Source organism: Sphingomonas caseinilytica (assembly GCF_023516455.1).
GTDB classification, from domain to species: Bacteria; Pseudomonadota; Alphaproteobacteria; order Sphingomonadales; family Sphingomonadaceae; genus Sphingomicrobium; species Sphingomicrobium caseinilyticum.
Genome location: NZ_JAMGBA010000001.1, coordinates 131,587 through 154,105, shown reverse-complemented (window position 1 = coordinate 154,105; position 22,519 = coordinate 131,587). Strand labels below are relative to the sequence as shown.

Sequence of the window (22,519 nt, the reverse complement as noted above, 5' to 3'; positions counted from 1 at the left end):
TGCCGGTCAGGCGTTCGCCCCCTCGCTCTTCACCCGGTTCTGGAAGCTCTTCCGGAGCTTCGCCAGCTTCGGCGGGATGACGGCGACGCAATAGGCGTTGCTCTGCCCTTCGCCGGCCCAATAATCCTGGTGATAATCCTCCGCCGGATACCATTCGGCCTTGGGCTCGATCGTGGTCACCACCTTGCCGTCATTCTGCTGGTTGGCGCGCTCGATCGCCGCGATGGCCTCCTCCCGCTGCACTTCGTCCTGCGGGAAGATAGCGGAGCGATATTGGGTTCCGATGTCGCCTCCCTGCCGATTGAGCTGGGTCGGGTCGTGGATTGCGAAGAAGATGTCGAGCAGGTCGCCATAGCTCAACACGTCGGCGTCATAGGTGATGCGGATCGCCTCGGCATGCCCGGTGTCGCCGCCGCAAACCTGCTTGTAGGTCGGATTGACGGTCTGCCCGCCCGTATAGCCGCTTTCGACCGATTTCACGCCGACGACGTCGAGGAACACGGCCTCCGTGCACCAGAAGCATCCGCCCGCCAGAACCGCGACTTGATCGGCCATTTCCTTATCCTTCCATTGTATTGGACGGATAAATAAGAACGGCCGCGATACTATTGAAGGGCCTCAGCCCTTCGTGCTGGCTTTCAAGGTCGCAACCTCGAGCCGCGTCGCGATCCATTCGGCAAGTTCCTCGAACTTCAGCGGTTGTTCGAACACGATGCCCGCCTTGCGGTCGGAGAACCAGCGCACCTCGCCACGGATCGGGCGCAGGCTTTCGACGACCACCACGACCTTTTTGCCCAGGCAATATTCCTCGATCGGCTCGACCTTCATTCCGCCCAGCGAAATGTCGTGGACCTCTACCGTGTAGTAATTGCTCTCGACCTTCACATTGGCCTTGCAATTGACCTCCAGCCGCGGCGGGCGCGGGCGGAAGCCGTGGCGGGGCTTGCGACCGGCCAGAAGCTCGCCAAGGTCGATATTCTGGTCGAACTTGAACCCTGCGGTGCCTTCGCGGATCCACACCACGGTCGACGGAACCTGCTGGGAAGAAAGCTCGATCTCGACGACGTCGCCAACCTCCACGGGATGGCCGACTTCCGCCATCAAACCACCGGCGGAAACATTGCGGACTCGGATCAACTGGTTCTGGCCCCGCGCATCCGTCAGCTTTGCCACCCGCAGCATGGCGATCAGACGTTCGTCGGTGCGCCGTTCCGTCGGCCGCGGCACGGCCGTGCTCAGCGAAAAGGTGGTCGACTCGAACACGACCCCATCCTCACCGAGCGGAAGCTTCGTCTGTTTACGCCGGATGAGTGATCCGAACATGCCTGGGCTCTCCCAAAGCGAATGAATTTCGCGCCAAAGTGAGACAATATATGTATTTGGGTTAAAATCAGGTTTCGCGCGTTTGACCGGCCCGTATCCTTGAATGATAGGTTCCGGTAAGGGGCAAAGTGGGAGAGCTGGCCAAAAATGCCGTTGCCGAGGCTGTTGTTGATCGATGACGAACCGGCGCTGGCCGCATTCGTCGCCAAGGCCGCCGACATGTGCGGCTTTGAGCCGATCATCGCCGAACATGACCAGCAGTTTCGCGACTCCTTCCTCGAATCCCGTCCCCAGATGGTTGTCCTCGACCTTGGAATGCCTGGAATGGACGGCGTCCAGCTCCTCCGCTTCATTGCCGACGAAGGGTTCAAGGATCCGGTCCTGATCATTTCCGGTTTCGATCGCAGGGTACTCGAAAGCGCGTTTCGGCTCGGCGAAGCCATGGGATTGCAGATGGTCGGCCCGTTGGAAAAGCCCGCCCGACTTGAGGAGCTCGAGGAAATTTTGACGAAGGTCAGGCCATCGCTGGTGCCATGATTGCCCAGGCGGATATCGGAATGCTCGATGGGCTCGAGCGGGCGCTGATCAACGGCCGGTTGCACATGGTCTATCAGCCGAAGATATCGCTGTCCGACGGCCGCCTCCGCCGCGTCGAGGCGCTGGTTCGGTGGGACGACCCCGAATTGGGCACGATCCCGCCCTCCCGCTTCGTTCCATTGGCCGAGAAGCATGGCCTCATCGACCAGATGACGCAGTGGGGGTTGAGAACCACCCTCCGCCAGTGGCTCAGCTGGGTCGAACAGGGCATCGATACCTGTCTCGCCTTCAATATTTCCGCGCTCAGCCTCGATCAGCTGGACTTTCCCGACCTTGTCGAGCGGATGTGCACGGCCCTGGACGTACCGACCGATCGCCTGGTGCTGGAACTGACGGAGGGCGCGACCCAGCCGCTCATCAAGCTGATGGACACGCTAACCCGCTTCCGCATCAAGGGCATTGGCCTTGCCATCGACGATTTCGGGGTCGGCTATTCGACCCTGATGCAGCTCCGGCAACTTCCGTTCACGGAACTCAAGATCGACCGCTTCTTCGTCGAGGATGCGCCGACCTCGGCCGACAGCGCCCTGATCGTCAAAAGCATCATCGAACTTGCCCACGGCCTCGGCCTCACCGTCACTGCCGAAGGGGTCGAGACCGAGGATCAGCTGAAACTGCTGCGCGACCTCGGCTGCGACGTCGCGCAGGGCTATTTCGTGGCCCAGCCGCTCAAGCCCGAAGACCTCATTCCGTGGCTCGACCGCTTCGAGGAGCGCTGGCACATGATTATCGGCGAACAGCCGCAACTGCCTCTAAGGATTCCGCGCCGCTACATGGGCTGATTGGTTATCAACCGTTCGTCCTGAGGAGGCCCTGAGTAAGCGAAGCGCATCGAAGGGCCGTCTCGAAGGATCGGGTGTCCTTCGAGACGCCGGTTCGACAGGCTCACCGGCTCCTCAGGACGAACGGGCAGCAAGAATGGCGACGCCACTCAGACGCCGAATTCGATGCCCTGCGCCAGCGGCAAATCGTCACCGTAATTGATGGTATTGGTCGACCGCCGCATATAGGCGCGCCAGCTGTCGGAACCGCTCTCGCGCCCGCCGCCCGTCTCCTTCTCGCCACCGAATGCCCCGCCGATCTCGGCGCCCGAGGTGCCGATATTGACGTTGGCGATGCCGCAATCCGATCCCGCTGCCGTGACGAAGCGCTCCGCTTCCTTCATGTCATTTGTGAAAATCGACGAACTAAGGCCTTGAACAACATCATTATTAAGTTCGATCGCTTCCTCGAATTCGCGATAGCGAAGAACATAGAGGATCGGCGCAAAGGTTTCCTGCCTCACCATCCCTTGCTGCCGATCGATCTCGACAATCGCGGGCCGGACATAGAGGCCTCCCTCGCCCACTTCGACCTGCTCCGCTTCCGGGAAAGCGCGCCGCATGCCTTCGTAGGCCGCCTCGTCGATCAGTGGGCCCACCAGCGTCCCCTTCTCGCGCGGATCGCCAACCTTCACCCGCGCGAACAGCTCGCGAAGCCGCGCCACCAATCCGTCGGCAATCGATTCATGGACGATCAGGCGCCGCAATGTGGTGCATCGCTGTCCCGCCGTGCCCGCCGCCGAGAATAATATGGCCCGCTCGGCAAGCTTGAGGTCAGCGCTCGGCGCCACGATCATCGCATTGTTGCCGCCAAGCTCCAGCAGCGACCTGCCGAAACGCTCCGCGACACGGGGGCCGACTGCCCTCCCCATCGCCGTCGATCCCGTCGCCGACAGCAAGGCAATGCGATGATTGTCGACCAGCGCTTCGCCAACCTCGCGCCCGCCTTGCACGCATTGCAGCAGGCCGTCGGGCGCATCGCCGAATTTCTCCAGCGCCCGCTCCGCCAAGGCCATGACCGCCGCCGCGGTCAGCGGCGTCTTCTCGCTCGGCTTCCAGATGACGGGGTCGCCGCAAACGATGGCGAGCGCCGCATTCCACGCCCAGACCGCGACCGGGAAATTGAACGCCGTGATCACGCCGACAACGCCCAGCGGGTGCCACTGCTCGATCATCCGGTGGTTCGGCCGCTCGCTGGCGATGCTGAGACCGTAAAGCTGCCGGGACAGGCCGACGGCATAATCGCAAATGTCGACCATCTCCTGGACCTCGCCAAGGCCCTCCTGGACGATCTTGCCGGCTTCCAAGGTAACCAGCCGCGCCAGCGGTTCCTTCGCCGCGCGCAATTCCTCCCCGATCAGGCGGACCAGTTCGCCGCGACGGGGCGCCGGAACATTGCGCCATTTCAAAAAGGCCGCCTGGGCTCGCTCGCAAGCCTTGGAGACCTCGGTCGACGTCGATTCCGCGACGCTGCCGATGACCTGGCCGTCGATGGGCGAACGGCTTTCGAGGTTGCCCCCGCTCTCCACGCCCAATTGGGAAAGCAGGTCGCGGGCTTCTTCGGCTGGGCTCATCTGATCAAATTCCTGGCTCTGGCCATGGCTTCCACTCCGGCGTCGATTGTCTCGTCGCGCTTGGCGAAACATAGCCGGATCAAGTGGCGCGGGGCCTCTTGCTCGGCGAAGGGCGATAGCGGAACCACCGCAACCCCCGCCTTGGCGACCGCTTGGGTAGCGAAGGCCTCATCGTCAAGCGATATTCCCGACGCCGCCAGGTCGACGCACATGAAATAGGTCGAGGCGCTAGGCAGCACTGCAAAGCCCGCCGCCTCCAGGCCCGCCGTCATCCGGTCGCGTGCCCGTGCGAAATGGTCGCGCATCGGCTGGAGCCAGCCATCGCCCTCGTTGAGGCCATAGGCGACGGCCGCCTGCAGGTTGGGCGCGGATGCAAAGGTCAGGAACTGGTGCGCGCGCGCCGCCAAGGTCGCCAGCTCGGTCGACGCCGCGAGCCAGCCGATTTTCCAGCCAGTCAGCGAGAATATCTTGCCGGCCGAACCGCATTTAAGCGTTCGGCTCGCCATTCCGGGGAGTGCGGCAATCGGCGTGAACGCTTGCCCGTCCAGCAAGATATGCTCCCAAACCTCGTCCGAGATGACGACCAGCTCATTGATCACCGCAAATTCGGCAATCACGCCCAGCTCGTCCCGGTCGAACAGCCGGCCAGTCGGATTATGCGGATTGTTGAAGACGATCGCCTTGGTACTGGGAGAAATGGCTGCCTCCAGCGCCGACCGCTCGATCCTCCAGCCGGGCGGCTGCAACGCAACCTCGACCGGCAACCCCCCTGCCCTCCGGATCAGCGGCGCATAGGCGTCATAGGCCGGAGTGAAGATGATCACCTCGTCGCCGGGCTCGACCGTCGCCAGGATCGCCGCCGCCAGCGCCTCGGTCGCGCCCGATGTCACGCAGATATTCTCCGCACTCAGATCGAGGCCTTGATGCCGCCCATAATGTGCCGCGACCGCTTCACGGAGCGCCGGAAGCCCGCGCGACGGGGCATATTGGTTGGAGCCTTCGACTACCGCCTTTGCTGCCGCCTCCAATATTTCGGGCGACCAGCCGAAGTCCGGAAACCCCTGCCCCAAATTCACCGCGCCATGTTTCGCGGCCGCAAGCGACATGCGCTCGAACACGCTGGTTTCCATCTGCTGGTAAAGCGGGTTCATCAGGCCTCTTCGCGGTTGAGGATTGCTTGGATCTCGTCGGCACCAAAGCCGAGCTTGGCGAGGATTGCGGGTCCATCCTGGCCTTCCCGCCTCGGCGGCTCCGGACGCTCGGTGTTGGTTTCGGAGTAGCGCGGTGCCGGCGCCGGCTGGAACACGCCATCCAGATCGAGGAAAGTGCGCCGAGCGACGTTATGCGGATGCACCGGTGCCTCTTCGAGGTCGAGGACCGGCGCAACGCAGGCATCCGTTCCTGCAAAATGCGTTACCCAGGCATCCCGGGACCGGCTGGCGATCACAGTCGCAATTTCCTCGTGGCTGGCGCCTTGGCCGAGCGCCAATCCCTTGAACAGCGCCTCCCGGAACTGAGGCTCGATCGCTCCAATGCTGAGGAATTTGCCGTCGAGGCAGCGATAGATGCCGTAGGCAGGCTCTCCGCCGTCGAGCAGGTTTGCCTCCCGCTCCTCGCGCCAGAGCCCGGCCGCCTTCAGGCCATAGGTCAGCGCCCCGATCAGAGCAGCGCCGTCGCTCATCGCTGAGTCGATGACCTGCCCCTCGCCGCCCCGCTGGACGCTGAGCAGCGCAGAGACCATCCCGAATGCCAGCATCATGCCGCCGCCGGCATAGTCGCCAAGATAATTGATCGGCACCACCGGGCGTTCCTTGGGGCCAATGCCGTTCAGAAGGCCGGTGATCGCAACATAATTGATGTCGTGCCCAGCTTCATTCGCCAGCGGGCCCGACTGACCCCAGCCTGTGATCCTGCCATAGACAAGCTTGGGATTGATTTTCAGCAGCTCGTCCGGTCCCAGGCCCAGCCGTTCCATGACACCCGGTCGATAGCCCTCGATCAATCCATCAGCCCGCTCGGCCAGGCGGCGAACCACTTCGCGGCATTCATCACGCTTCAAATCGAGGGAGATGGAGCGGCGATTGCGGAGCAGCGGATCGTTTCGAACGCCGATCATCCCGGCGCGTTCGACCCGGATCACTTCGGCTCCATGGTCCGCCAGCATCATCGCGGCGAACGGTCCGGGCCCGAGACCCGCCATCTCGACGATCTTCAATCCGGAAAGCGGGCCCGCCATTGAACTAGGCTAGCGGCCAGCGCCAAGCCCGCAAGTCTCTACGCGAAATTGCTGTCCTACACGCCTTGCTGCGGTTAGCTTTCCCCGATGAGCGCCCCTGCCCTCCGTGCAATTCCGCGACATCCTTAAAGTCACTAAAGTCACACGAAATGGCGCCTCACCTTGAGACTTTTGCGACTTTAGTGAAGTTAAGAAAGCAGGTTCGATGATCGACGCCGCCGACCGCCCACTGTTCACCGACGACCATCACGCCTTCCGCGATACGGTTCGTCGCGTCCTTGCCGATGTGATCGAACCTCGCCTCGACGACCATGAGCGCGACGGCATCGTCGAGCGCGAGGCATGGCAAGCGGTCGGCGCTGCCGGTCTGCTCTGCCCGCAGGTACCCGAGGCCTATGGCGGCCCCGGTCTCGACTTCAGCTTCAACGCCATCGTCGGCGAGGAGCTGAGCTACATGGGATCTGCCGCCGGCTTCACGCTCCAGTCCGACATCGTCGCCGACTACATCGTCCACTACGGCAGCGAGGAGCAGAAGAAGCGCTACCTACCGGGCATGATCGCGGGCACCACAATCAGCGCCATCGCCATGACGGAGCCAGGCGCCGGCAGTGATCTTCAAGGCATTCGCACCATCGCCAGGCCGGACGGCAATGGCTGGAAGCTGTCAGGCTCCAAGACCTACATCACCAACGGCCAGGCCGCGGACCTCGTCATCGTCGCCGCCCGTACGACCGAGGAAGGCGGCGCCAAGGGCCTTTCGCTGTTCCTGGTCGAGGAAGGCGACGAAGGCTTCAGCCGCGGCCGCAACCTCGACAAGATCGGCCTCCACGGCAACGACACGTCGGAACTCTTCTTCGACGAGGTGAAACTCCCCGCCGATCGTCTGCTCGGTGCGGAAAACGGCGGCTTCCCGATGCTGATGCAGCAATTGCCGCAGGAACGTCTGTCGATCGCGGTGCAGAGCCAGGCCAGCGCCCAGCGCGCATTCGACGAGGCCGTCAAATTCACTTCGGACCGGAAAGCGTTCGGCAAACGCGTCGTCGAATTCCAGAATACCCGCTTCACCTTGGCCGATTTGAAGGCGCGGCTGCAGGTCGGCTGGGCCCATCTCGACTGGGCGATCGCGCGCCACGTCGCGGGCAAGCTGACACCCGCCGAGGCCAGCGCCGCCAAGCTGTGGCACAGTGAGATGCAGTGGGAGGCCTGCGACACCGCGCTGCAGCTCCACGGCGGTGCCGGCTATATGAACGAATATCCGATCGCCCGCCTCTGGCGCGACGCCCGGGTGGCCAGAATCTACGGCGGGACGAGCGAGATCATGCGCGAACTGATTGGAAGGTCGATCGGCTGAGGCGTATAGGGCGACTCAACGGGGGGACGAAAAAGCGCTTCGAAGGAGGCACAAATGTCCATCGCACCCCAGCTCCGCCAGTTCCTCGACGAAACCGAAGCGGAATATGACATCGTCGAACATCGCCCCACCAGTTCAGCGATGGAAACCGCCAAAAGCTGCGACATCCCCGCCGAGCGGCTGGCCAAGGCAGTCCTGCTGGATACCGCCGACGATGACCGCCTTCTCGCGGTGCTCCCCTCCGATCGCAGGGTTGAGCTCAGCGAACTGCGCGCCGAGTTAGGCCGCAAGCCGCGCCTGTCGGACGAGGCCGAGGTAGGCAAGCTGTTCCGCGACTGTGAGCTGGGTTCTGTCCCGCCGGTTGGTTACGGCGTCACGACGATCGTCGACGACGCGCTGGAGCAGCAGCCCGACGTCTACTTCGAAGCCGGCGATCACAAATCGCTCGTACACATGCAAGGGTCCGAGTTCTCACGCCTGACCCAGAATGCCCGCCACGGACGGTTCAGCGAGCCTTGGGCTTCGGATTGACGGCTACGCCGGGTCGGCTTCGAGCCGCTTGAGGATCGACCCGATCAATTCCGTGACGGCGGACTCACTGGCGAGCCCTCCTCGAACGAGGCAGCGGTCGACCAGGACACGCCGGAACGCCTCATAGACGCCGGGTTCGGGAGGCGTCGGGTCGGACCAGAACTGGTCGAGATGACGTTGATGGGTCAGGCCCGGCATATCGTAGATGGCCTCGCCGATCGTGCAGACCGGCGTGCTATTGGCAAGCGCGAGTGTCGCCGACGTACTGTTGACGCACACCAGGCCGCGAGCCTCCTTGGCCAGGCTATCAAGGTCTCCTCCGTCAATGAAGTGCAACCGCTTCTCCAATCCATGACGGCGAGCATGACGCCGAACGAAAGCCGACCAATTGAAGAAGCTGCAATCCAGCGGGTGGGCCTTGAGCAAAAGATGGACATCCGCCGGCGCGTTGGCAGCGAAGCTGGCGATCGTATAGGCGGCGGCGCTCTGCATGTCCGGAAAGGACGAGTGAGTGCGGATCTGGTAATCACCGGACAGCTGCAGCGGCAGCAGGAACTTGGGCTGGTCCTGGAGACGCTCGAGGACTCTTTCAGCGGAACGCCGGCGAGAATCTTCCCATAGGAATTTCCACAGCCATCCAAGACCTTCCTTGATGATCGAACCCTGGCGATGCGACCTGTAGTGCGGGAAATGGAACCGCCCGGTGACGACGCGGTGGTAATGCCAGTAGGAGTCTCTCGCCCGCCGACCGAAACTGGCCGTGATGTGAGGAAGTGTCGGCTCCGGAGGCAGCTTGCTCGCCTCACGAACGAACCAGTCCTTGTCGCGGCTAAGCGTCGATCGCGCGTTCACGCCGTCAAGTTCCAGCGTCATCCAGTCCGGCCGAAGATAGCCTTCTTCCATCACATGGATGCGCACATTGCGAAGCGCCGCAATGCCATGGGCCGAAACATGGAACGGGCGGCAGTCGCCGAACAGGATGAGGTCCGTGATCCGATGCCGTCTCAGAAACTCATCCAGAAAGGCCGGCCAGTCCGAAAATCGCCCGCGAAATTCAGTGGCACCTGATGGCCAATCCCGTTGGTCTCCGCCGCACAAATTTATGCGATGAACAGACAGTCCCTTCTCGGCAAGCGCCTTGCCGAGGCGATAGAATAATGGACCCGGGGGACCCTGCAGAAAGAGGAAAGTGCGCTGCCCCGTCATTTTAATACTCGCAACAGAAACTCCGACAGCCTGCGCTTCCAACGACCTTGCATTTGACGGAGCCGGACGAGCACTCCCTTGGCTTGCTCCCCCCGGTTTTCCGCCAACCTCAGAGCCAATATTTCCGCGGGACAGGGCAAGCCAGTCACGGGATCCAGATATCGCGGATAGAGCAGAAGTGTCGCTGCGACCAATTCGTCGAGACTGCGCTTGGCCGTACGACGGGAAGGCACATCCCCAAGGTCGCGCGTCAAACCCCATCCGGCGTAAAAGGGAACGCCGTAGGTCGTCACCGGCTTTCCTCGAAGCAGCGCCTCGAAACCGGCAAGTGAAGTGTTCACATGGACCTCGTCGGCCGCGTAAATCGCTTCCGAAATCGTGCCTGAAGCTACGACTTCGTCGGCAAGCCCGGCCAATTGCTCTTCGGCAATCGCACCAACCCGATGACCGGCCTGGACGTCGGGGTGGGGCCGGTAGCGGATGATCGCGTCCGGGGCTTCCTTCCGCACTCGGCGAAGCAGTTCGAGATTGGACTGGACTGGACCACCGCCGCAGCGGACCGAGCGATCATCCTCAACCTGCCCGATAACCAGCAGGTGACTGCGGTCCCGCTGTTGAGCTGCACGGACACTCATTCCGGTCTGGTACTTGCTGATGCCGGATGTGACGACGATTTGCCGGAGGCTACGCGCGCGATCCAGCATCCCTTCCGTCAAAATTCCTTTTTCGAGCAGTTCCTCCAGCTCACTGGGCTGTTGCGGATCGAAATAGATGCCGACCCGATCCACGACGATGGACAGCGGCGGGACGCAATCGGCGCCGAGACCGATCGATCGAATGAAGCCGTCCTCCACCTCGACCAACTTGACACCTTGCTCGGCGAGGTCGTCGAGTTGGCGTTGCGATACTCGCGATTTCCAGGCGGCAACTTCGGCACCTTCTTGAATCCGAACCGGCCTCGACGAAAATGGTACCGGCCCCAGACCCGCCCACAGCAATGGCGCCACTGTCGACTTTTTCCAGTTGGCAAAACCAACGGCTGCCTTGATCGGTCGATTGCTGTCGATCAGGCGTCGCCAGAATGAGGAAATTTCGATCGCTGCCGTAAGCTCGATTGGCTCCCCGGTGAAAGGGTCCAGGTAGGTGCAGCCCGCCAAACAGGATCCTCGCAGATTCTTAAGCAAGCCCGCGCGACCCTGAGCAACGGCTGCGAATGGTCCATCACCCACGCATCGAACTTTTTTGCCCAGGATCGCAGCGATCAGCACGAGCTCATCATCAGCCTCGGCGATTACCTCAACGGCTCCTTCAACGAGGTGCCAAGGGTCACAGCTACCGGAAACAGAGTGAGATTGCCTGCTATCGCCAATGATCGGCGAATCCCAAGCAACGATTGGAACGTCCGGCAAGTAAGCGGCCAGATCCGCATTTGTTAAGGCAGTCCTTGTTCGCACCAAGATATAGGGCTGGTCAGTCAGCGGTGGCTGGTGGCCCCAAAAATCGCCAGCTGAACGCGAAAGCCTTAGTAGCTCGATGAGCCGCTCCAGCGCCGCATCGTCAATTGTTGAGGGCGAGCCCGATGGAACCGCAAAGGGTCGCGGCGAGGAACCAGGGAATGGCGGGATACGCAGCAACGGCATTGTTCATGTCCCCACCCGAGCGCCGTACTAGCCCATCTTGGGAAGATTGCGCAGGTAGGACGCATATTCGCCCTTGCCCAGCCGCTCGACGGCGCGTTCAAGTCCGCGGTCGTCGATGAAGCCTTGCCGCCACGCAATCTCCTCAGGACAAGCGATCTTCATCCCCTGCCGCTTTTCGAGAGTACCGACGAACTCTGCAGCGTCCAGCAGGCTATCCGGAGTTCCAGTGTCGAGCCAAGCGAAACCCCGGCCCATCAATTCTACGTGCATTTGACCCCGCTCAAGATAAGCCCGGTTGACGTCGGTGATCTCATACTCGCCGCGATCTGACGGCTCGATATTGGCGGCAATGTCGACCACCTGCTCGTCGTAGAAATAAAGCCCGGTTACCGCCCAATTGGACTGCGGCTGTTTCGGCTTCTCCTCGATGCTCGATGCGCGCATGTCGGAATCGAATGCGACCACGCCATATCGTTCGGGATCGGCCACATGATATGCGAACACGGTTGCCCCGAGATCCCGCTGACGCGCGCGTTGCATCAGTTCCGGCATGCCGTGCCCAAAGAAGATATTGTCGCCGAGCACGAGACACGATGGACCACCGGCAACGAAATCTGCACCAATGGTGAAGGCCTGTGCGAGCCCCTTTGGCTCGGGCTGGACGGCATAGCTGATGTTCATTCCCCATTGCGATCCATCGCCGAGTAGATGGCTGAACCCGGCCGCGTCATGAGGCGTAGTAATGACCAGGACGTCGCGAATCTCCGCCAGCATCAGCGTCGACAGCGGATAATAAATCATCGGCTTGTCGTAGACCGGCATGAGCTGCTTCGAGACAGCGATCGTCATCGGAAACAGGCGAGTGCCACTGCCGCCGGCAAGAATGATACCCTTCATCTGATCAACGATCCTTGTGTTTGGCCGGCAGGTGCAACCAGCCGAATGACAACGCCTTCTGTCGAGCCACGCCAATCTGGAAGCCGCACTCCATGGAGCCGATCGAGCTTGGTGCAGTCCAGCTGGGAATTGGAGGGTCTGCGAGCAGGCGTAGGATAATCCTTCGTCTCGATCGGGCGGACGCGAGCGGTCGGGCCTCGAGCGGAGGCCGATGCTTCGAAGATGGCTGTAGCGAAGTCTGCCCAACTGGCCGACCCGCAACCGGCCATGTGAAAAATGCCCCGCATGGCTGGATTGGCAGAAGCGCGCAGGTTGTGCGCGACCGCAAGCAGCCCGTCGGCAATATCCAGCGCGCTGGTCGGATTGCCGAACTGGTCAGCCACCACCCCAACCTCTTCTCGGTCCGCGGCCAGTCGCAGCATCGTCCTGACGAAATTGCTGCCAAACGGGCTGTAGACCCAGGCGGTTCTCAGGATCGCGACATTGTCGTGCGCGGATAGAACCGCTTCCTCGCCATCGCGCTTCGTCTGCCCATAGACCCCGGCCGGATTTGTTGGATCGGACTCGCAATATGGTGAAGGCTTGGTTCCGTCGAACACATAGTCGGTCGAAAGGTGGAGAAGTGGCACATCGAGCAGTCGCGCCGCCTCAGCCACGGCCGTAGGACCCTGGACGTTGACGGCGCGGGCAAGAGCTGGCTCGCTTTCCGCCTTGTCAACGGCGGTATAAGCCGCAGCAGATATGACCACATCCGGCCGCGCTTCGACGATCGCCCGAATGATTGCGGCCGAATTGCCGGCCAGGTCGAGTTCCGGACGGCCCAAGGCGATGAGTTCGTGGCCCGCGGCCTCTGCGCGTTCCCTAAGCGATGTTACGACTTGCCCATCGCGTCCGGTGGCGACAATCCGCATGGCTGAGCTCACTAAGCCGTTGCTTTGATCAGGCCGAGGCGTTCGCCGCCATAGCCGGAACGGAGCGGCTGCCACCACCATTCATTATCGAGATACCATTGGACGGTCTTCTCGATCCCGCTGTCGAAGTCCTCTTTGGCCCGCCAGCCCAGCTCATCCTCGAGCTTAGTGGCGTCGATCGCGTAGCGCGCGTCGTGCCCTGGCCGGTCGGTGACGAACTCTATCAGGCTCTCGCGCGGTAGCTCGACCGGCACGGCACGATCGAGAACTGCGCAGATGCTCCGAACAACGTCGATGTTGCGCCGCTCGTTGCGGCCGCCGACATTGTAAGTCTCTCCAGGGCGCCCGCGTTCGATGATCAGGTCGAGTGCTCGCGCATGGTCTTCGACGTATAGCCAATCGCGAACATTCTCGCCCTTGCCATAGACCGGCAGCTGCTTGCCCTCGAGCGCGTTGAGGATCGTCAGCGGGATCAGCTTTTCGGGGAAATGATAAGGCCCGTAATTGTTGGAGCAGTTCGAAACGACGATCGGCAGGCCGTACGTGCGGTGCCACGCCTTGGCGAGATGGTCGGACGAGGCCTTCGACGCCGAATAGGGCGAGCTTGGATCGTATGGCGTGTCCTCGTGGAACAGACCTTCATCGCCAAGCGAGCCATAGACCTCGTCAGTTGATACATGGAGGAACCGGAACGCATCCCGGCCTGACGGCTCGAGTGCCCCCCAGTAGCGGCGGGCGGCCTCCAGCAGGGTGAAAGTTCCCACGACGTTCGTCTGGATGAAATCGGCCGCGCCAGTGATCGAGCGGTCGACATGGCTTTCGGCGGCCAGGTGCATGATCCGATCCGGCCGGAAACCGGAAACGGCGCTCTCAATCGCTTCCCGGTCACAGATGTTTGCATGCAGGAAACTGTAATTCTCGCGGCCCTCCACCTGGCGCAGCGACGCCAGGTTTCCAGCGTAAGTAAGTGCGTCGATATTGAGGACGTCATAGCCCTTTTCGAGCACCAAATGTCTGACGAGCGCCGAGCCGATGAAGCCCGCGCCGCCGGTTACAATAATTCGCATCAATGGCCTTCCACCGGAAAATAGGCTTCTAGATCGGCCAGTTTGGGTTGGACTCGATCCTTCGCGGATAGGGTTTCTGGATCGGCTATCGCGGGCCAGTCGATCCCGATGTCGGAATCGTCCCAGGCCACGCCCTTGTCATGATCCGGGCTATAGTAGTTCGTGACCCGGTAGCTGATCACTGAATTTGGCTCCAGCGTGCAGAAGGCATGGCCGAATCCGACCGGGATCCACAGCTGGTTATTGGTGTCGGGGTTAAGGGTCACGGCTATCCAGCGCCCGTAGCTCGGCGAATCCTTGCGCAAATCCACCGCCACGTCCAGCACGCTGCCGGACAGGCATCGAACAAGTTTTCCCTGTGCTGCGGGCTCGGTTTGGAAGTGAATGCCCCGAATTGTGCCCGGCCGCACGCTCAGCGATTGGTTGTCCTGAACAAATTCGACCTTTCCGGCATGGACAGCAAAAGGCTCCACCCGAAAGATTTCCGAAAAATACCCCCGGCTGTCTTCGATCTTCCTTGGTACGATCTCAACTGGACCTTGAATGTCGAACGAACGGAATTCCATACCTTACCCTGAATTGACTAAATGGCTGTGGTGCCGGCGCTTAGGGCAATTTCCAAATGAATCAAACCACCAGTTAAGCCTTGAAAATCTTATAGATGGGCCGCCCTAAATAACACGATCCAGCCAAGGCTCGACCTTGCCGAAATGCTCCGACCACGAGGGCGCCCGATAGTCCGGCATCGCTGCCATCTGCCGTTGCCGTTCGGGACTGTCGGTAACGAACGCCCGGATCAGCTCCAACCAGCCGGTCTCGTCACGGGGGTCGACATAGGTCGGAATCGACCCCGCGATTTCCCTGTAAACCGGCAGGTCGCTGGCGATCACGGGGCAGCCAAGCTGCAATGCCTCGATCACCGGCAATCCGAAGCCCTCGATGAAAGACGGCATGAGGAGAGCCCGAGCGCCGGAAATCCACCCGGCCAGCTGCTCGTCGCCGCACCGGCCGAACTCGACGACATGCTTTGCGAGCCCGCCCAAATCGTCGAGAATGCCGAAAGTTGCTTCGGCCTCCCATCCCCGTTGCCCGATGATCACCAGCATCGGAGCGGCATCGCCGAGCTGGTCGACAAGGCGTTGCCACAGCCGCAGCAGCAGAATGTGGTTCTTGCGCGCCTCAATCGTGCCGACGACCAGGAAATAAGGCCGTCCGGGTGAAGCGGGAGGACGGTCCTTCGCTGCTTGCTGCCCGGCAATTAATGCGGCGATTGACGGAGGCATCGGCCGGCCGTGTGATTGAGCATATTGCTCGAGCGCTGCGAGAGTTGACTCGGAATTGGCGATGATTCCGCTGGCGCTCGCAAGCATATGGTCGAGCCGCTGTTCATGCTTCGAAGCCTCACCAGGCCGGCAGAACTGCGGATGGGTCACCGGAATGATGTCGTGAATCATATAGACCGCCCGAAGTTGGTTGGCGGAGACCCATTCGGGCAACGATGGTTCGTTGAGGCCGGTATGTCCGACGTTGAGGTAAATGGCCCCCCGTTCCGGCGAGCTCTGGATTGCCGAAGGCAACAGGCTGAGCCCGCGAATGATCCAATCGACGCGGGTCACGTGCCCCGCGTGCAGGATTTGCTCGAAGAGCCGGTCGGAGTCTCTAGCCGAAAGGGTGATGCGCAAACTCTTGCGCTGGACGACGGCCCTGGCCCGGTGCTTGAAATGCTCAACATAGGCGAGGCTAACGCGGTCGATCCCGGTCGCTAGCTTGCCTGCCCACAACCTCCAGATCATGCGGGAAACGTCTAGCAGGATGTCCCGACCGGGTTCCCCGGCGCCAGCCGCCTGCGTCATGTGCCTACGTCTTCCAGTATGGCCATCGCCTTTGCCCAAAGCCTTTCGGACCCGGCCGCAACCAGGCCCGGGCGCCCGTCGTCCACTCGATAAGGTGACCCGTCCAACCGCGTCGCGATGCCACCGGCCTCAGCTAGGAACAACACCCCGGCGGCATGATCCCAGGGGAGGGTCCGGCCGAACAGCGCGATGTCGTTTTCTCCCAGCACCATCGAAGGATATTGCGCGGCCGCGCAACGCGGAATCGGAATGGTGGCGAAGCTGCCCGAGAACCTTTCGATCATCTGATCACCGTCCGGCATCCGGCTCACGAGGCTCGAGATTGCAACCAGCGGCGAAGCGCGCGTTGCTGGAGGAACCCAAGTCCGCTCGCCATTGATGAACGCCCCCGAATTCCGAGCTGCGGCACAAAAACGCCTTGAGCGGGGATCGTAGATCCACCCGCCAATGGGCTGGCCCCTCTCCGCCAAGGCAACGAGAATTCCGAAAGGCCCCTCCCCCCTGGCGAAGTTCGACGTCCCGTCCAGCGGGTCAATGATCCAGCACAGCCGTCCGCCGATCTTTGCCATGATGGCCGGATCTGCATCCGCGGCTTCCTCTCCTACAATGCTTGCTTCCGGCAGCAGACGTAGGAGCCCTTCGGCCAGAATCTGCTCGCTCTCGCGATCGGCGATTGTGACCAGCTCGCCAATTGCCTTCTCATGCTTGTCTTCGGCTAGAAGCTTGCCGAGCCGCGGCATGATCGCCCTATCGGCCGCACGAGCCATGATTTCCTCGACGGCAGCATGGAACGGCGCAGGGATCTCCATGGTAGTGACCGCCATCGAGCAGCCGGTCAGAGGACCGTTTGAGTAAGTCCGATGATCGGGAAGACCAGCGAGGAAAGAAGCTGCATGAAACGCTGGATATCGGTGATGGGTGCGGTGGAGACGTAAAGGACGTCACTGTCCCGAACCGCGAACTTCTGCGCCAGAAACAGCGTTTCAGGGCGCGCCGTGTCGATGCGGTAAATCACCGGGACAAGTCCCTCGCGGGTCAGCGGGGTCCCGTCGCCCGGCGTAACGCCCACCACCTCGGGCCTTTCCAGCCGGAAAATGAACACGCCGCGAATATTGGCGCGATCATCCTTGAGGCCACCCATGCGGCCCATCGCCTGGGCAAGCGTAATTCCGGTCGCCTCGAATTCGATTTCGTCGTTCTTCCCGCTTGCTCCCAGAACCGTGAAACTGAGTGTCTTCGTCAGCGCGGTAACGACATCGTTCGGCTGCAACCGGATATTCTCCGAAGGTTCGTTGATGATACGAGTGAGGGGCAGCGACGCCACCCGTCCGTCGCGGGTAATCTGGATCATTGCCTTGTCTACGCGGTCGTCCACCCCGCCCGCGCCGGCCAGCACCTCGAGGATGCGTTCGCCGTGAGGTGAGAGCGGCACCCGTGAGTTATTCTTGACGTCTCCCACGACGGATACCGTGGCCGTGCTGTTCTGGGCTAGAGTGACAACGACTTGAGGATCATGCGCCTTCCCGGCAAGCCGGTTGCGGATGTCTTCGGCAATCTGCTGAGGCGTCCGGCCGGCTGCGCGCACGTTGCCGGCAAAGGGGATCGGGACAGAACCGTCAGCGTCGACCAGCAGGCTTTCGATCGATTGCGTATTGGAACTTGCGTTAGGCATTGAAGTCGCGCTCGATGGCGCGACGCGCGCCGACGTTCCGAAAAGCACCGCCGGTGGTGCTTCCCAAATTTGCACCGACAACTGATCTCCCCGGCCGATGACTGTACCGGAGGCCGGGAGGTCACCGAACAGGGTCGAGAAGGGCGTGTGCCGGTTCGCTGCGTCCAGCCGTGCCCCAACCGCCTGGTCCAGGTCGACAATGCGAACGGCCGCGCCTTCGACGGACTTATCCGACGCGGCGTGGATATCTCGAGAGGATGGGCCGGAGGCGCCAAAACTTGTGCAACCCGCTAGCGCCGCCGCCGAGGCTAAGACCATCAATCTGGCTAGGTTTTGGCGGACTTTATCCTGAATAACACTATGAAACTCGTACATTTTCTCGCCAACATCCCTGAGAATCGTTGCCCGGCCCTAGGAGCAACGCGGCCATTACTCAACCATGAACATCGGCATGTGGCCCAGAAGGGGTTGCCGGTCGATGACATAGTTGCATATTAGCCGACGTTCGCCCATTGGCTTGCCGCAAATTCCCCCGAATCTTCGGACGTTTACAGGATTCCTGAACCGAGATGCTCGCCAATTTGTCCAAAAAGATCAAAACGCCGAACTGGCTGTTCGCCGTCACAGTGGTCATTCCATTTGCCCTTTCCGTCATTTACTTCGGGGTCCTTGCTTCGGATGTCTATGTGTCGGAGTCCCGTTTCGTCGTCAAAAGCCCGGACAAGCCAGCCGCTTCCGGAATCGGAGTCCTTCTGAAGAGCGCCGGCTTCGCCAATGCCAGCGACGAGGTGTTTGCCGTCCAGTCGTTCGTAACATCCCGCGACGCGCTGCGCGCCATCAATAAGGGCGAGGCGTTCCGCAAATCCTATACTCAACCTGGGATAAGCCTGATTGATCGGTTCGACCCAACCGGCATGTTCGGCTCTTTCGAGCATTTGTACCAATATTACACCGGCAAGGTTAAGGTGACGAGCGATGCGACTACGTCCATCACGACGCTGACCGTCCACGCCTATGATCCGAAGTCGGCGCATAAGTTTAACGAACAGCTGCTTGAGATGTCCGAAGAGATGGTCAACCGTCTCAACGAGCGCGGCCGGGAGGACCTGGTCGGCTACGCCCGCGCCGAGGTGATCCGGGCCCAGGGCGAGGCGCGGCGTGCGGCCGGCGCTATGGCAAGCTTCCGCAATCGGTCCGGCGTGCTCAACCCGGAAAAGGAAGGCGAAATCCAGCTACAGATGGTGTCGAAGCTGCAGGACGAATTGATCGCTGCGCGATCCCTGCTGGCCCAGTTGCGCCAGGCTGCACCGCAGAACCCGCAGATCCCGTCCGTACTAAGCCAGATTGCGACGCTGCAGCGGGAGATGGGCCGTGAACAGGCGAAGGCCGTCGGAAGCACCCGGTCACTTGCTGGAAACGCGGTCCGTTACCAACAGCTCGAGCTAGAAAATGAATTCGCAGGCAAGCAGTTGGCTGGGGCGCTGGCCTCTTTCGAGGAGGCGCAGAATGAAGCACGGCGCAAGCAGGCATATGTCGAGCGCATCGTCGATCCTAGCTTGCCTGACGAAGCGCTTGAACCGCGGCGCCTCCGCGGAATTTTTGCAACTTTGATCATCGGCCTCATCGCATATGGGATCCTCCGCATGTTGCTGGCGGGCATCCGCGAACATGCCCAATAACGAACAGACGGCAGACCCCGGCGTCCGCGTCGATGGCAGGTCCTGGACGATTCAGCGCCGGGTGCTTGGCGCGCTTCTATTGCGTGAGTTGCTGACCCGCTACGGCCGCAACAACATCGGTTTCCTGTGGCTCTTTGTTGAGCCAATGCTGTTCACGCTAGTCATCACGGCGTTCTGGACCGCGACGCGACAGATCCACGGATCGAATATTCCAATCGTGGCCTTTGCAGTCACTGGCTATTCCTCGCTGTTGCTATGGCGGAATCTCCCGAGCCGCTGCATCGGCGCGCTCAAGGCGAACATCGCTCTGCTGTTCCACCGGCAGGTCAGCATCCTCGACGTCTATATTGCGCGAATTTTCCTGGAAATGGTCGGTGCGACCACCAGCCTGGTGGTGCTTTCAATGGTTTTCACTCTGATGGGGTGGATGCCGGCGCCCGAAGACGTGCTGGAAGTGATATTCGGCTGGACGCTGCTGGCTTGGTTCGGCACCGGCTTGGCGATGACCGTCGGCGGCCTTTCGGAAAAGTTCGATGTGTTCGGCCGGCTCTGGCCCCCCTTCTCCTACATCATGTTCCCACTATCTGGCGTCGCGTTTATTGCCGACGCATTGCCCCCCAATTTTCGCGAAATTGTGCTGTGGCTGCCCCAGCTCAATGCGCTGGAGATCATGCGCGAAGGCTGGTTCGGATCCTTGATGCGCGCCCACTACGATCTGGGATATCTGTGCATCTGCAACCTGTTGCTGACCTTTTCAGGCCTAAGCCTCATTCGTCAGATCGGACTGGACGCGAGAGAAGAATGATCCGTCTTACCGATGTAACCAAGGATTACCCATCCAATCACGGGGTGCGCCACATCCTCAAGGGTATCAACCTTACCATCTATCCTGGCGAGCGGATCGGCATCCTAGGGAAGAACGGCGCCGGCAAATCAACGCTGATACGTCTGATCAGCGGTGCCGAGCCTCCGACCTCGGGCAGCATCGAGCGCAACATGTCGGTGTCGTGGCCCTTGGCATTCTCGGGCGGATTCCAGGGAGGGCTGACCGGCGCCGACAACGTCCGCTTTATCTGTCGCATCTACGGCGTCGACTATCATCCTCGATTCAAGTTCGTTGAAGAATTCTCGGAGCTGGGCAGCTATCTGCACGAGCCAGTTTCCACCTATTCGTCGGGCATGCGGGCCCGGCTTGCGTTCGCAATTTCGATGACGGTGGATTTCGACTGTTACTTGATCGACGAGGTACTCGCGGTCGGCGACCAGCGTTTCCGAGACCGTTGCCGTGTGGAATTGTTCGAGAGGCGCAAAGACAAGGCGATGCTGATCGTTTCCCACAGCCATCGCTACCTGAAGGGCAACTGCGACCGCTTCTTGCTGTTCAAGGATGGGACTATCGAGGAGCATAGCGACTTCGAGGAAGTCTATTTCCAGTACAAGCAGCAGATCGGCGAAGGATTCCAGTCCAAGGAAGAAATGGTCAGGGAAATGAACTGATGGCTGGGATCGGCCGATGGCGGTAATCGAACGTCACCCAGACGTTAAGGATTTCATCCTTGAAATGTCCCTGCCTGAAATCCGCGAACGCGGCGGGGTCGCCGACCTCGTCGAGCAGGGTAATATCGTCCTCATCAAGGACTTCAGGCTGGACTTCGATTTCGAGGTACTGACCAGGCTGGAAAAGTCGATCGACGCGATCCAGGCCGTGCCGATCCGCCGCAAGCTTAAGAAACTCGAAGCCACTCATTTTTTCGAAGGCGAGCCGCCGGCTAAAGTTGGCTTTCGATCGCTTCGCTTCAAAAGCGCTGTGCGGCAGGCGATGTTCGACGTGATATGCAAGGGCGACCGGAAGCTGTTCGCCCAGGCTTCGACCGCGCTGAAAGCGTCCCACGAAACGGTGTTGGGGATCTTCGATACCGCCTTTCCCGAATATGATCCGTTCCAGCTGATCGCCAGCCTTCGGCTAACGCGGACGCTGTTTGAGAATCTCCACTGGGACAATCATTCGATCGACGACGATTTTCATCAGGCTCGCGTATTCGCTAACCTCGATATCCGTCCCAGAATCTGGCACTTGGGCCATCGTTTTCCCGACATGATGCGGCTGCTGTACGAGAAGCATAACCTCGCCCGTTTTGCCGGGCAGGACCCCAACGAAATGATCGACTTCATCACGCGCGACTTGCTCGGCGGGACCGATCGGATGTGGCTCGACCAACTTCCGCGCCACCGGATCGCGTTCGAACCAGGCGAGGTGTGGCTAGGCGAGAGCCGGCTGGTGGCCCATCAGATCTATTATGGCGAAGCTGCGCTGGTTTACATGTGGTTCGTCAAAGTCAATTCCATGTCCGATCCCGGCAACCGCTTCAACGCCCAGGTCGAAGAGGTCCACCGGGAGATGCAGACGGCCCTGACCTAAACGTTCATCACCCGGCGGACTGATCCGCCAGATCCTGCTTTGCTGCATGCGATCCGTGGCCGGCGCCGGTTCGGAAACCATTCTTCCACCAGATGTTGCCTTTCTCGAACACGACGATGCTGTCGTAGAAGGAGATGCTGCCGGTTGTCCTGGTGAACTCGGTAGGTTCGATTTCGCCCTTGGCATGGTCTGCGTTGAGTTCGTCGATCAGTTTTTTGGAGCGGTTGATGAAGGATTCTTCCACGTTAAGGCCCCCGCCCCAATGCGGCCAATAGCTCGTGTGCATGTCTTCGACCATGTAGACCCCGTTCTTGGGAACCTTGGGATATAGGAACTGGAACATGTCCCAGGTCGGCTTCATGTGATGGCTAGCGTCGTCAAGGACGACATCGGGGACGCCGAACTCGTCAATCACCGACTGGAGAAAGACGGGATCCGCCTGGTCGCCAATCCTAACGTTGATGCCGGGGCCCTCGTGAGCCATGCAGTCCTTGTTGATGTCGAGGCCAACGATGACCGCATTAGGCCCGAAATATCGCTGCCACATCTGCAGCGATCCGCCGCCGTAGACGCCGACTTCCCAGAAGACGAGCGAACGGTTCTGCCAAGGCCCGAAATGACGCTCATAGACCGGAAAATAGTGCGCCCATTTATGGATCACTTTGTCGTCATTAATCAGGAAATCTTGCCACAGGCCCACGGGGACGCTCCTCGTTCAATCTATTGGGATCTATTGACGCGA

The 22,519-nt window shown here is 60.9% G+C and carries 23 protein-coding genes; 8 read left to right on the top strand and 15 right to left on the bottom strand.

Going from position 1 to position 22,519, the window contains the following annotated elements; genetic code table 11:
- Positions 1 to 6 precede the first annotated feature (6 nt).
- Complete coding sequence (msrA, locus tag LZ496_RS00790; RefSeq protein ID WP_249902704.1) at positions 7 to 555, bottom strand: peptide-methionine (S)-S-oxide reductase MsrA; 549 nt, start codon at positions 553 to 555, stop codon at positions 7 to 9.
- 63 nt (positions 556 to 618) lie between these two features.
- A complete protein-coding gene (locus tag LZ496_RS00785; protein ID WP_249902703.1) occupies positions 619 to 1,323 on the bottom strand; it encodes a PilZ domain-containing protein in 705 nt (234 codons plus the stop codon).
- A gap of 147 nt (positions 1,324 to 1,470) precedes the next feature.
- On the opposite strand from LZ496_RS00785, the gene LZ496_RS00780 reads away from it, so the two are divergent.
- A complete protein-coding gene (locus tag LZ496_RS00780) occupies positions 1,471 to 1,860 on the top strand; it encodes a response regulator (protein ID WP_249902702.1) in 390 nt (129 codons plus the stop codon).
- Positions 1,857 to 2,702: an EAL domain-containing protein gene (locus tag LZ496_RS00775; RefSeq protein ID WP_249902701.1), complete on the top strand. Its 846-nt coding sequence runs from the start codon at positions 1,857 to 1,859 to the stop codon at positions 2,700 to 2,702. The genes LZ496_RS00780 and LZ496_RS00775 overlap by 4 nt, the downstream gene beginning before the upstream one ends.
- 149 nt (positions 2,703 to 2,851) lie before the next feature.
- Here the strand turns inward: LZ496_RS00775 and amaB are convergent, their stop codons facing one another.
- From amaB to LZ496_RS00760, 3 genes are read right to left on the bottom strand one after another with little or no spacing between them, the layout of a single operon-like run.
- Entirely contained in the window at positions 2,852 to 4,315 is a 1,464-nt protein-coding gene (amaB, locus tag LZ496_RS00770; RefSeq protein ID WP_249902700.1) for an L-piperidine-6-carboxylate dehydrogenase, read from the bottom strand.
- Entirely contained in the window at positions 4,312 to 5,466 is a 1,155-nt protein-coding gene (locus tag LZ496_RS00765; protein WP_249902699.1) for an aminotransferase, read from the bottom strand. The genes amaB and LZ496_RS00765 overlap by 4 nt, the downstream gene beginning before the upstream one ends.
- Entirely contained in the window at positions 5,466 to 6,551 is a 1,086-nt protein-coding gene (locus tag LZ496_RS00760; RefSeq protein ID WP_249902698.1) for a CaiB/BaiF CoA transferase family protein, read from the bottom strand. Before LZ496_RS00760 ends, LZ496_RS00765 begins: the two co-directional genes overlap by 1 nt.
- 205 nt (positions 6,552 to 6,756) lie before the next feature.
- On the opposite strand from LZ496_RS00760, the gene LZ496_RS00755 reads away from it, so the two are divergent.
- Positions 6,757 to 7,902: an acyl-CoA dehydrogenase family protein gene (locus LZ496_RS00755; protein WP_249902697.1), complete on the top strand. Its 1,146-nt coding sequence runs from the start codon at positions 6,757 to 6,759 to the stop codon at positions 7,900 to 7,902.
- A 54-nt stretch (positions 7,903 to 7,956) separates the two neighbouring features.
- Positions 7,957 to 8,433: an aminoacyl-tRNA deacylase gene (locus tag LZ496_RS00750; RefSeq protein ID WP_249902696.1), complete on the top strand. Its 477-nt coding sequence runs from the start codon at positions 7,957 to 7,959 to the stop codon at positions 8,431 to 8,433.
- 3 nt (positions 8,434 to 8,436) lie between these two features.
- Here the strand turns inward: LZ496_RS00750 and LZ496_RS00745 are convergent, their stop codons facing one another.
- The 9 genes from LZ496_RS00745 to LZ496_RS00705 all read right to left on the bottom strand — a co-directional run bounded on the left by LZ496_RS00745 (position 8,437) and on the right by LZ496_RS00705 (position 17,997).
- The gene (locus LZ496_RS00745; protein WP_249902695.1) at positions 8,437 to 9,531 is read right to left on the bottom strand and encodes a capsule biosynthesis protein; all 1,095 of its coding nucleotides are present in this window, start codon (positions 9,529 to 9,531) and stop codon (positions 8,437 to 8,439) included.
- 104 nt (positions 9,532 to 9,635) lie between these two features.
- Positions 9,636 to 10,823, bottom strand: a complete 1,188-nt coding sequence (locus LZ496_RS00740; protein WP_249902694.1) for a capsular polysaccharide export protein, LipB/KpsS family — start codon at positions 10,821 to 10,823, stop codon at positions 9,636 to 9,638.
- Positions 10,824 to 11,306: 483 nt separating this feature from the next.
- The gene (gene rfbA, locus LZ496_RS00735) at positions 11,307 to 12,176 is read right to left on the bottom strand and encodes a glucose-1-phosphate thymidylyltransferase RfbA (RefSeq protein WP_249902693.1); all 870 of its coding nucleotides are present in this window, start codon (positions 12,174 to 12,176) and stop codon (positions 11,307 to 11,309) included.
- Positions 12,173 to 13,087, bottom strand: coding sequence for a dTDP-4-dehydrorhamnose reductase (rfbD, locus tag LZ496_RS00730; protein ID WP_249902692.1), 915 nt, complete (start codon positions 13,085 to 13,087; stop codon positions 12,173 to 12,175). Before rfbD ends, rfbA begins: the two co-directional genes overlap by 4 nt.
- Before the next feature lie 11 nt (positions 13,088 to 13,098).
- Positions 13,099 to 14,154, bottom strand: coding sequence for a dTDP-glucose 4,6-dehydratase (gene rfbB, locus LZ496_RS00725; RefSeq protein ID WP_249902691.1), 1,056 nt, complete (start codon positions 14,152 to 14,154; stop codon positions 13,099 to 13,101).
- Positions 14,154 to 14,720, bottom strand: coding sequence for a dTDP-4-dehydrorhamnose 3,5-epimerase (gene rfbC, locus LZ496_RS00720; RefSeq protein ID WP_249902690.1), 567 nt, complete (start codon positions 14,718 to 14,720; stop codon positions 14,154 to 14,156). The genes rfbB and rfbC overlap by 1 nt, the downstream gene beginning before the upstream one ends.
- Positions 14,721 to 14,825: 105 nt before the next feature.
- On the bottom strand, positions 14,826 to 15,947 hold the full coding sequence (locus tag LZ496_RS00715; protein ID WP_249902689.1) for a glycosyltransferase family 4 protein: 1,122 nt from the start codon (positions 15,945 to 15,947) through the stop codon (positions 14,826 to 14,828).
- Between the two features lie 56 nt (positions 15,948 to 16,003).
- Positions 16,004 to 16,831, bottom strand: a complete 828-nt coding sequence (locus tag LZ496_RS00710) for an inositol monophosphatase family protein (protein WP_249902688.1) — start codon at positions 16,829 to 16,831, stop codon at positions 16,004 to 16,006.
- An 11-nt stretch (positions 16,832 to 16,842) separates the two neighbouring features.
- A complete protein-coding gene (locus LZ496_RS00705; protein ID WP_249902687.1) occupies positions 16,843 to 17,997 on the bottom strand; it encodes a polysaccharide biosynthesis/export family protein in 1,155 nt (384 codons plus the stop codon).
- 263 nt (positions 17,998 to 18,260) lie between these two features.
- Between LZ496_RS00705 and LZ496_RS00700 the strand changes: the two genes are divergently transcribed.
- Genes LZ496_RS00700 through LZ496_RS00685 form a run of 4 tightly spaced genes read left to right on the top strand, consistent with a single transcriptional unit; the run spans position 18,261 to position 21,777 of the window.
- A complete protein-coding gene (locus LZ496_RS00700; protein ID WP_249902686.1) occupies positions 18,261 to 19,358 on the top strand; it encodes a hypothetical protein in 1,098 nt (365 codons plus the stop codon).
- Complete coding sequence (locus tag LZ496_RS00695; RefSeq protein ID WP_249902685.1) at positions 19,348 to 20,163, top strand: ABC transporter permease; 816 nt, start codon at positions 19,348 to 19,350, stop codon at positions 20,161 to 20,163. Before LZ496_RS00700 ends, LZ496_RS00695 begins: the two co-directional genes overlap by 11 nt.
- Complete coding sequence (locus tag LZ496_RS00690) at positions 20,160 to 20,855, top strand: ABC transporter ATP-binding protein (RefSeq protein ID WP_249902684.1); 696 nt, start codon at positions 20,160 to 20,162, stop codon at positions 20,853 to 20,855. The genes LZ496_RS00695 and LZ496_RS00690 overlap by 4 nt, the downstream gene beginning before the upstream one ends.
- Before the next feature lie 16 nt (positions 20,856 to 20,871).
- Positions 20,872 to 21,777 (top strand): hypothetical protein, encoded by a 906-nt coding sequence (locus tag LZ496_RS00685; protein WP_249902683.1) that lies wholly within the window; start codon positions 20,872 to 20,874, stop codon positions 21,775 to 21,777.
- A gap of 7 nt (positions 21,778 to 21,784) precedes the next feature.
- On the opposite strand, the gene LZ496_RS00680 is transcribed toward LZ496_RS00685, so the two are convergent.
- Complete coding sequence (locus LZ496_RS00680) at positions 21,785 to 22,477, bottom strand: hypothetical protein (RefSeq protein WP_249902682.1); 693 nt, start codon at positions 22,475 to 22,477, stop codon at positions 21,785 to 21,787.
- Between the last annotated feature and the right edge of the window lie 42 nt (positions 22,478 to 22,519).

What these genes read in the sequence shown, in the direction of transcription:
- LZ496_RS00785 (WP_249902703.1), bottom strand. Translation starts at nt 1,323, where the DNA reads ATGTTCGGATCACTCATCCGGCGTAAACAGACGAAGCTTCCGCTCGGT.
- rfbA (WP_249902693.1), bottom strand. Translation starts at nt 12,176, where the DNA reads ATGAAGGGTATCATTCTTGCCGGCGGCAGTGGCACTCGCCTGTTTCCG.
- rfbC (WP_249902690.1), bottom strand. Translation starts at nt 14,720, where the DNA reads ATGGAATTCCGTTCGTTCGACATTCAAGGTCCAGTTGAGATCGTACCA.
- rfbD (WP_249902692.1), bottom strand. Translation starts at nt 13,087, where the DNA reads ATGCGGATTGTCGCCACCGGACGCGATGGGCAAGTCGTAACATCGCTT.
- LZ496_RS00780 (WP_249902702.1), top strand. Translation starts at nt 1,471, where the DNA reads ATGCCGTTGCCGAGGCTGTTGTTGATCGATGACGAACCGGCGCTGGCC.
- LZ496_RS00760 (WP_249902698.1), bottom strand. Translation starts at nt 6,551, where the DNA reads ATGGCGGGCCCGCTTTCCGGATTGAAGATCGTCGAGATGGCGGGTCTC.
- LZ496_RS00685 (WP_249902683.1), top strand. Translation starts at nt 20,872, where the DNA reads ATGGCGGTAATCGAACGTCACCCAGACGTTAAGGATTTCATCCTTGAA.
- msrA (WP_249902704.1), bottom strand. Translation starts at nt 555, where the DNA reads ATGGCCGATCAAGTCGCGGTTCTGGCGGGCGGATGCTTCTGGTGCACG.
- LZ496_RS00695 (WP_249902685.1), top strand. Translation starts at nt 19,348, where the DNA reads ATGCCCAATAACGAACAGACGGCAGACCCCGGCGTCCGCGTCGATGGC.
- LZ496_RS00750 (WP_249902696.1), top strand. Translation starts at nt 7,957, where the DNA reads ATGTCCATCGCACCCCAGCTCCGCCAGTTCCTCGACGAAACCGAAGCG.
- LZ496_RS00715 (WP_249902689.1), bottom strand. Translation starts at nt 15,947, where the DNA reads ATGATCTGGAGGTTGTGGGCAGGCAAGCTAGCGACCGGGATCGACCGC.
- LZ496_RS00755 (WP_249902697.1), top strand. Translation starts at nt 6,757, where the DNA reads ATGATCGACGCCGCCGACCGCCCACTGTTCACCGACGACCATCACGCC.
- LZ496_RS00690 (WP_249902684.1), top strand. Translation starts at nt 20,160, where the DNA reads ATGATCCGTCTTACCGATGTAACCAAGGATTACCCATCCAATCACGGG.
- amaB (WP_249902700.1), bottom strand. Translation starts at nt 4,315, where the DNA reads ATGAGCCCAGCCGAAGAAGCCCGCGACCTGCTTTCCCAATTGGGCGTG.
- LZ496_RS00710 (WP_249902688.1), bottom strand. Translation starts at nt 16,831, where the DNA reads ATGGCGGTCACTACCATGGAGATCCCTGCGCCGTTCCATGCTGCCGTC.
- LZ496_RS00705 (WP_249902687.1), bottom strand. Translation starts at nt 17,997, where the DNA reads ATGGTCTTAGCCTCGGCGGCGGCGCTAGCGGGTTGCACAAGTTTTGGC.
- LZ496_RS00775 (WP_249902701.1), top strand. Translation starts at nt 1,857, where the DNA reads ATGATTGCCCAGGCGGATATCGGAATGCTCGATGGGCTCGAGCGGGCG.
- rfbB (WP_249902691.1), bottom strand. Translation starts at nt 14,154, where the DNA reads ATGCGAATTATTGTAACCGGCGGCGCGGGCTTCATCGGCTCGGCGCTC.
- LZ496_RS00765 (WP_249902699.1), bottom strand. Translation starts at nt 5,466, where the DNA reads ATGAACCCGCTTTACCAGCAGATGGAAACCAGCGTGTTCGAGCGCATG.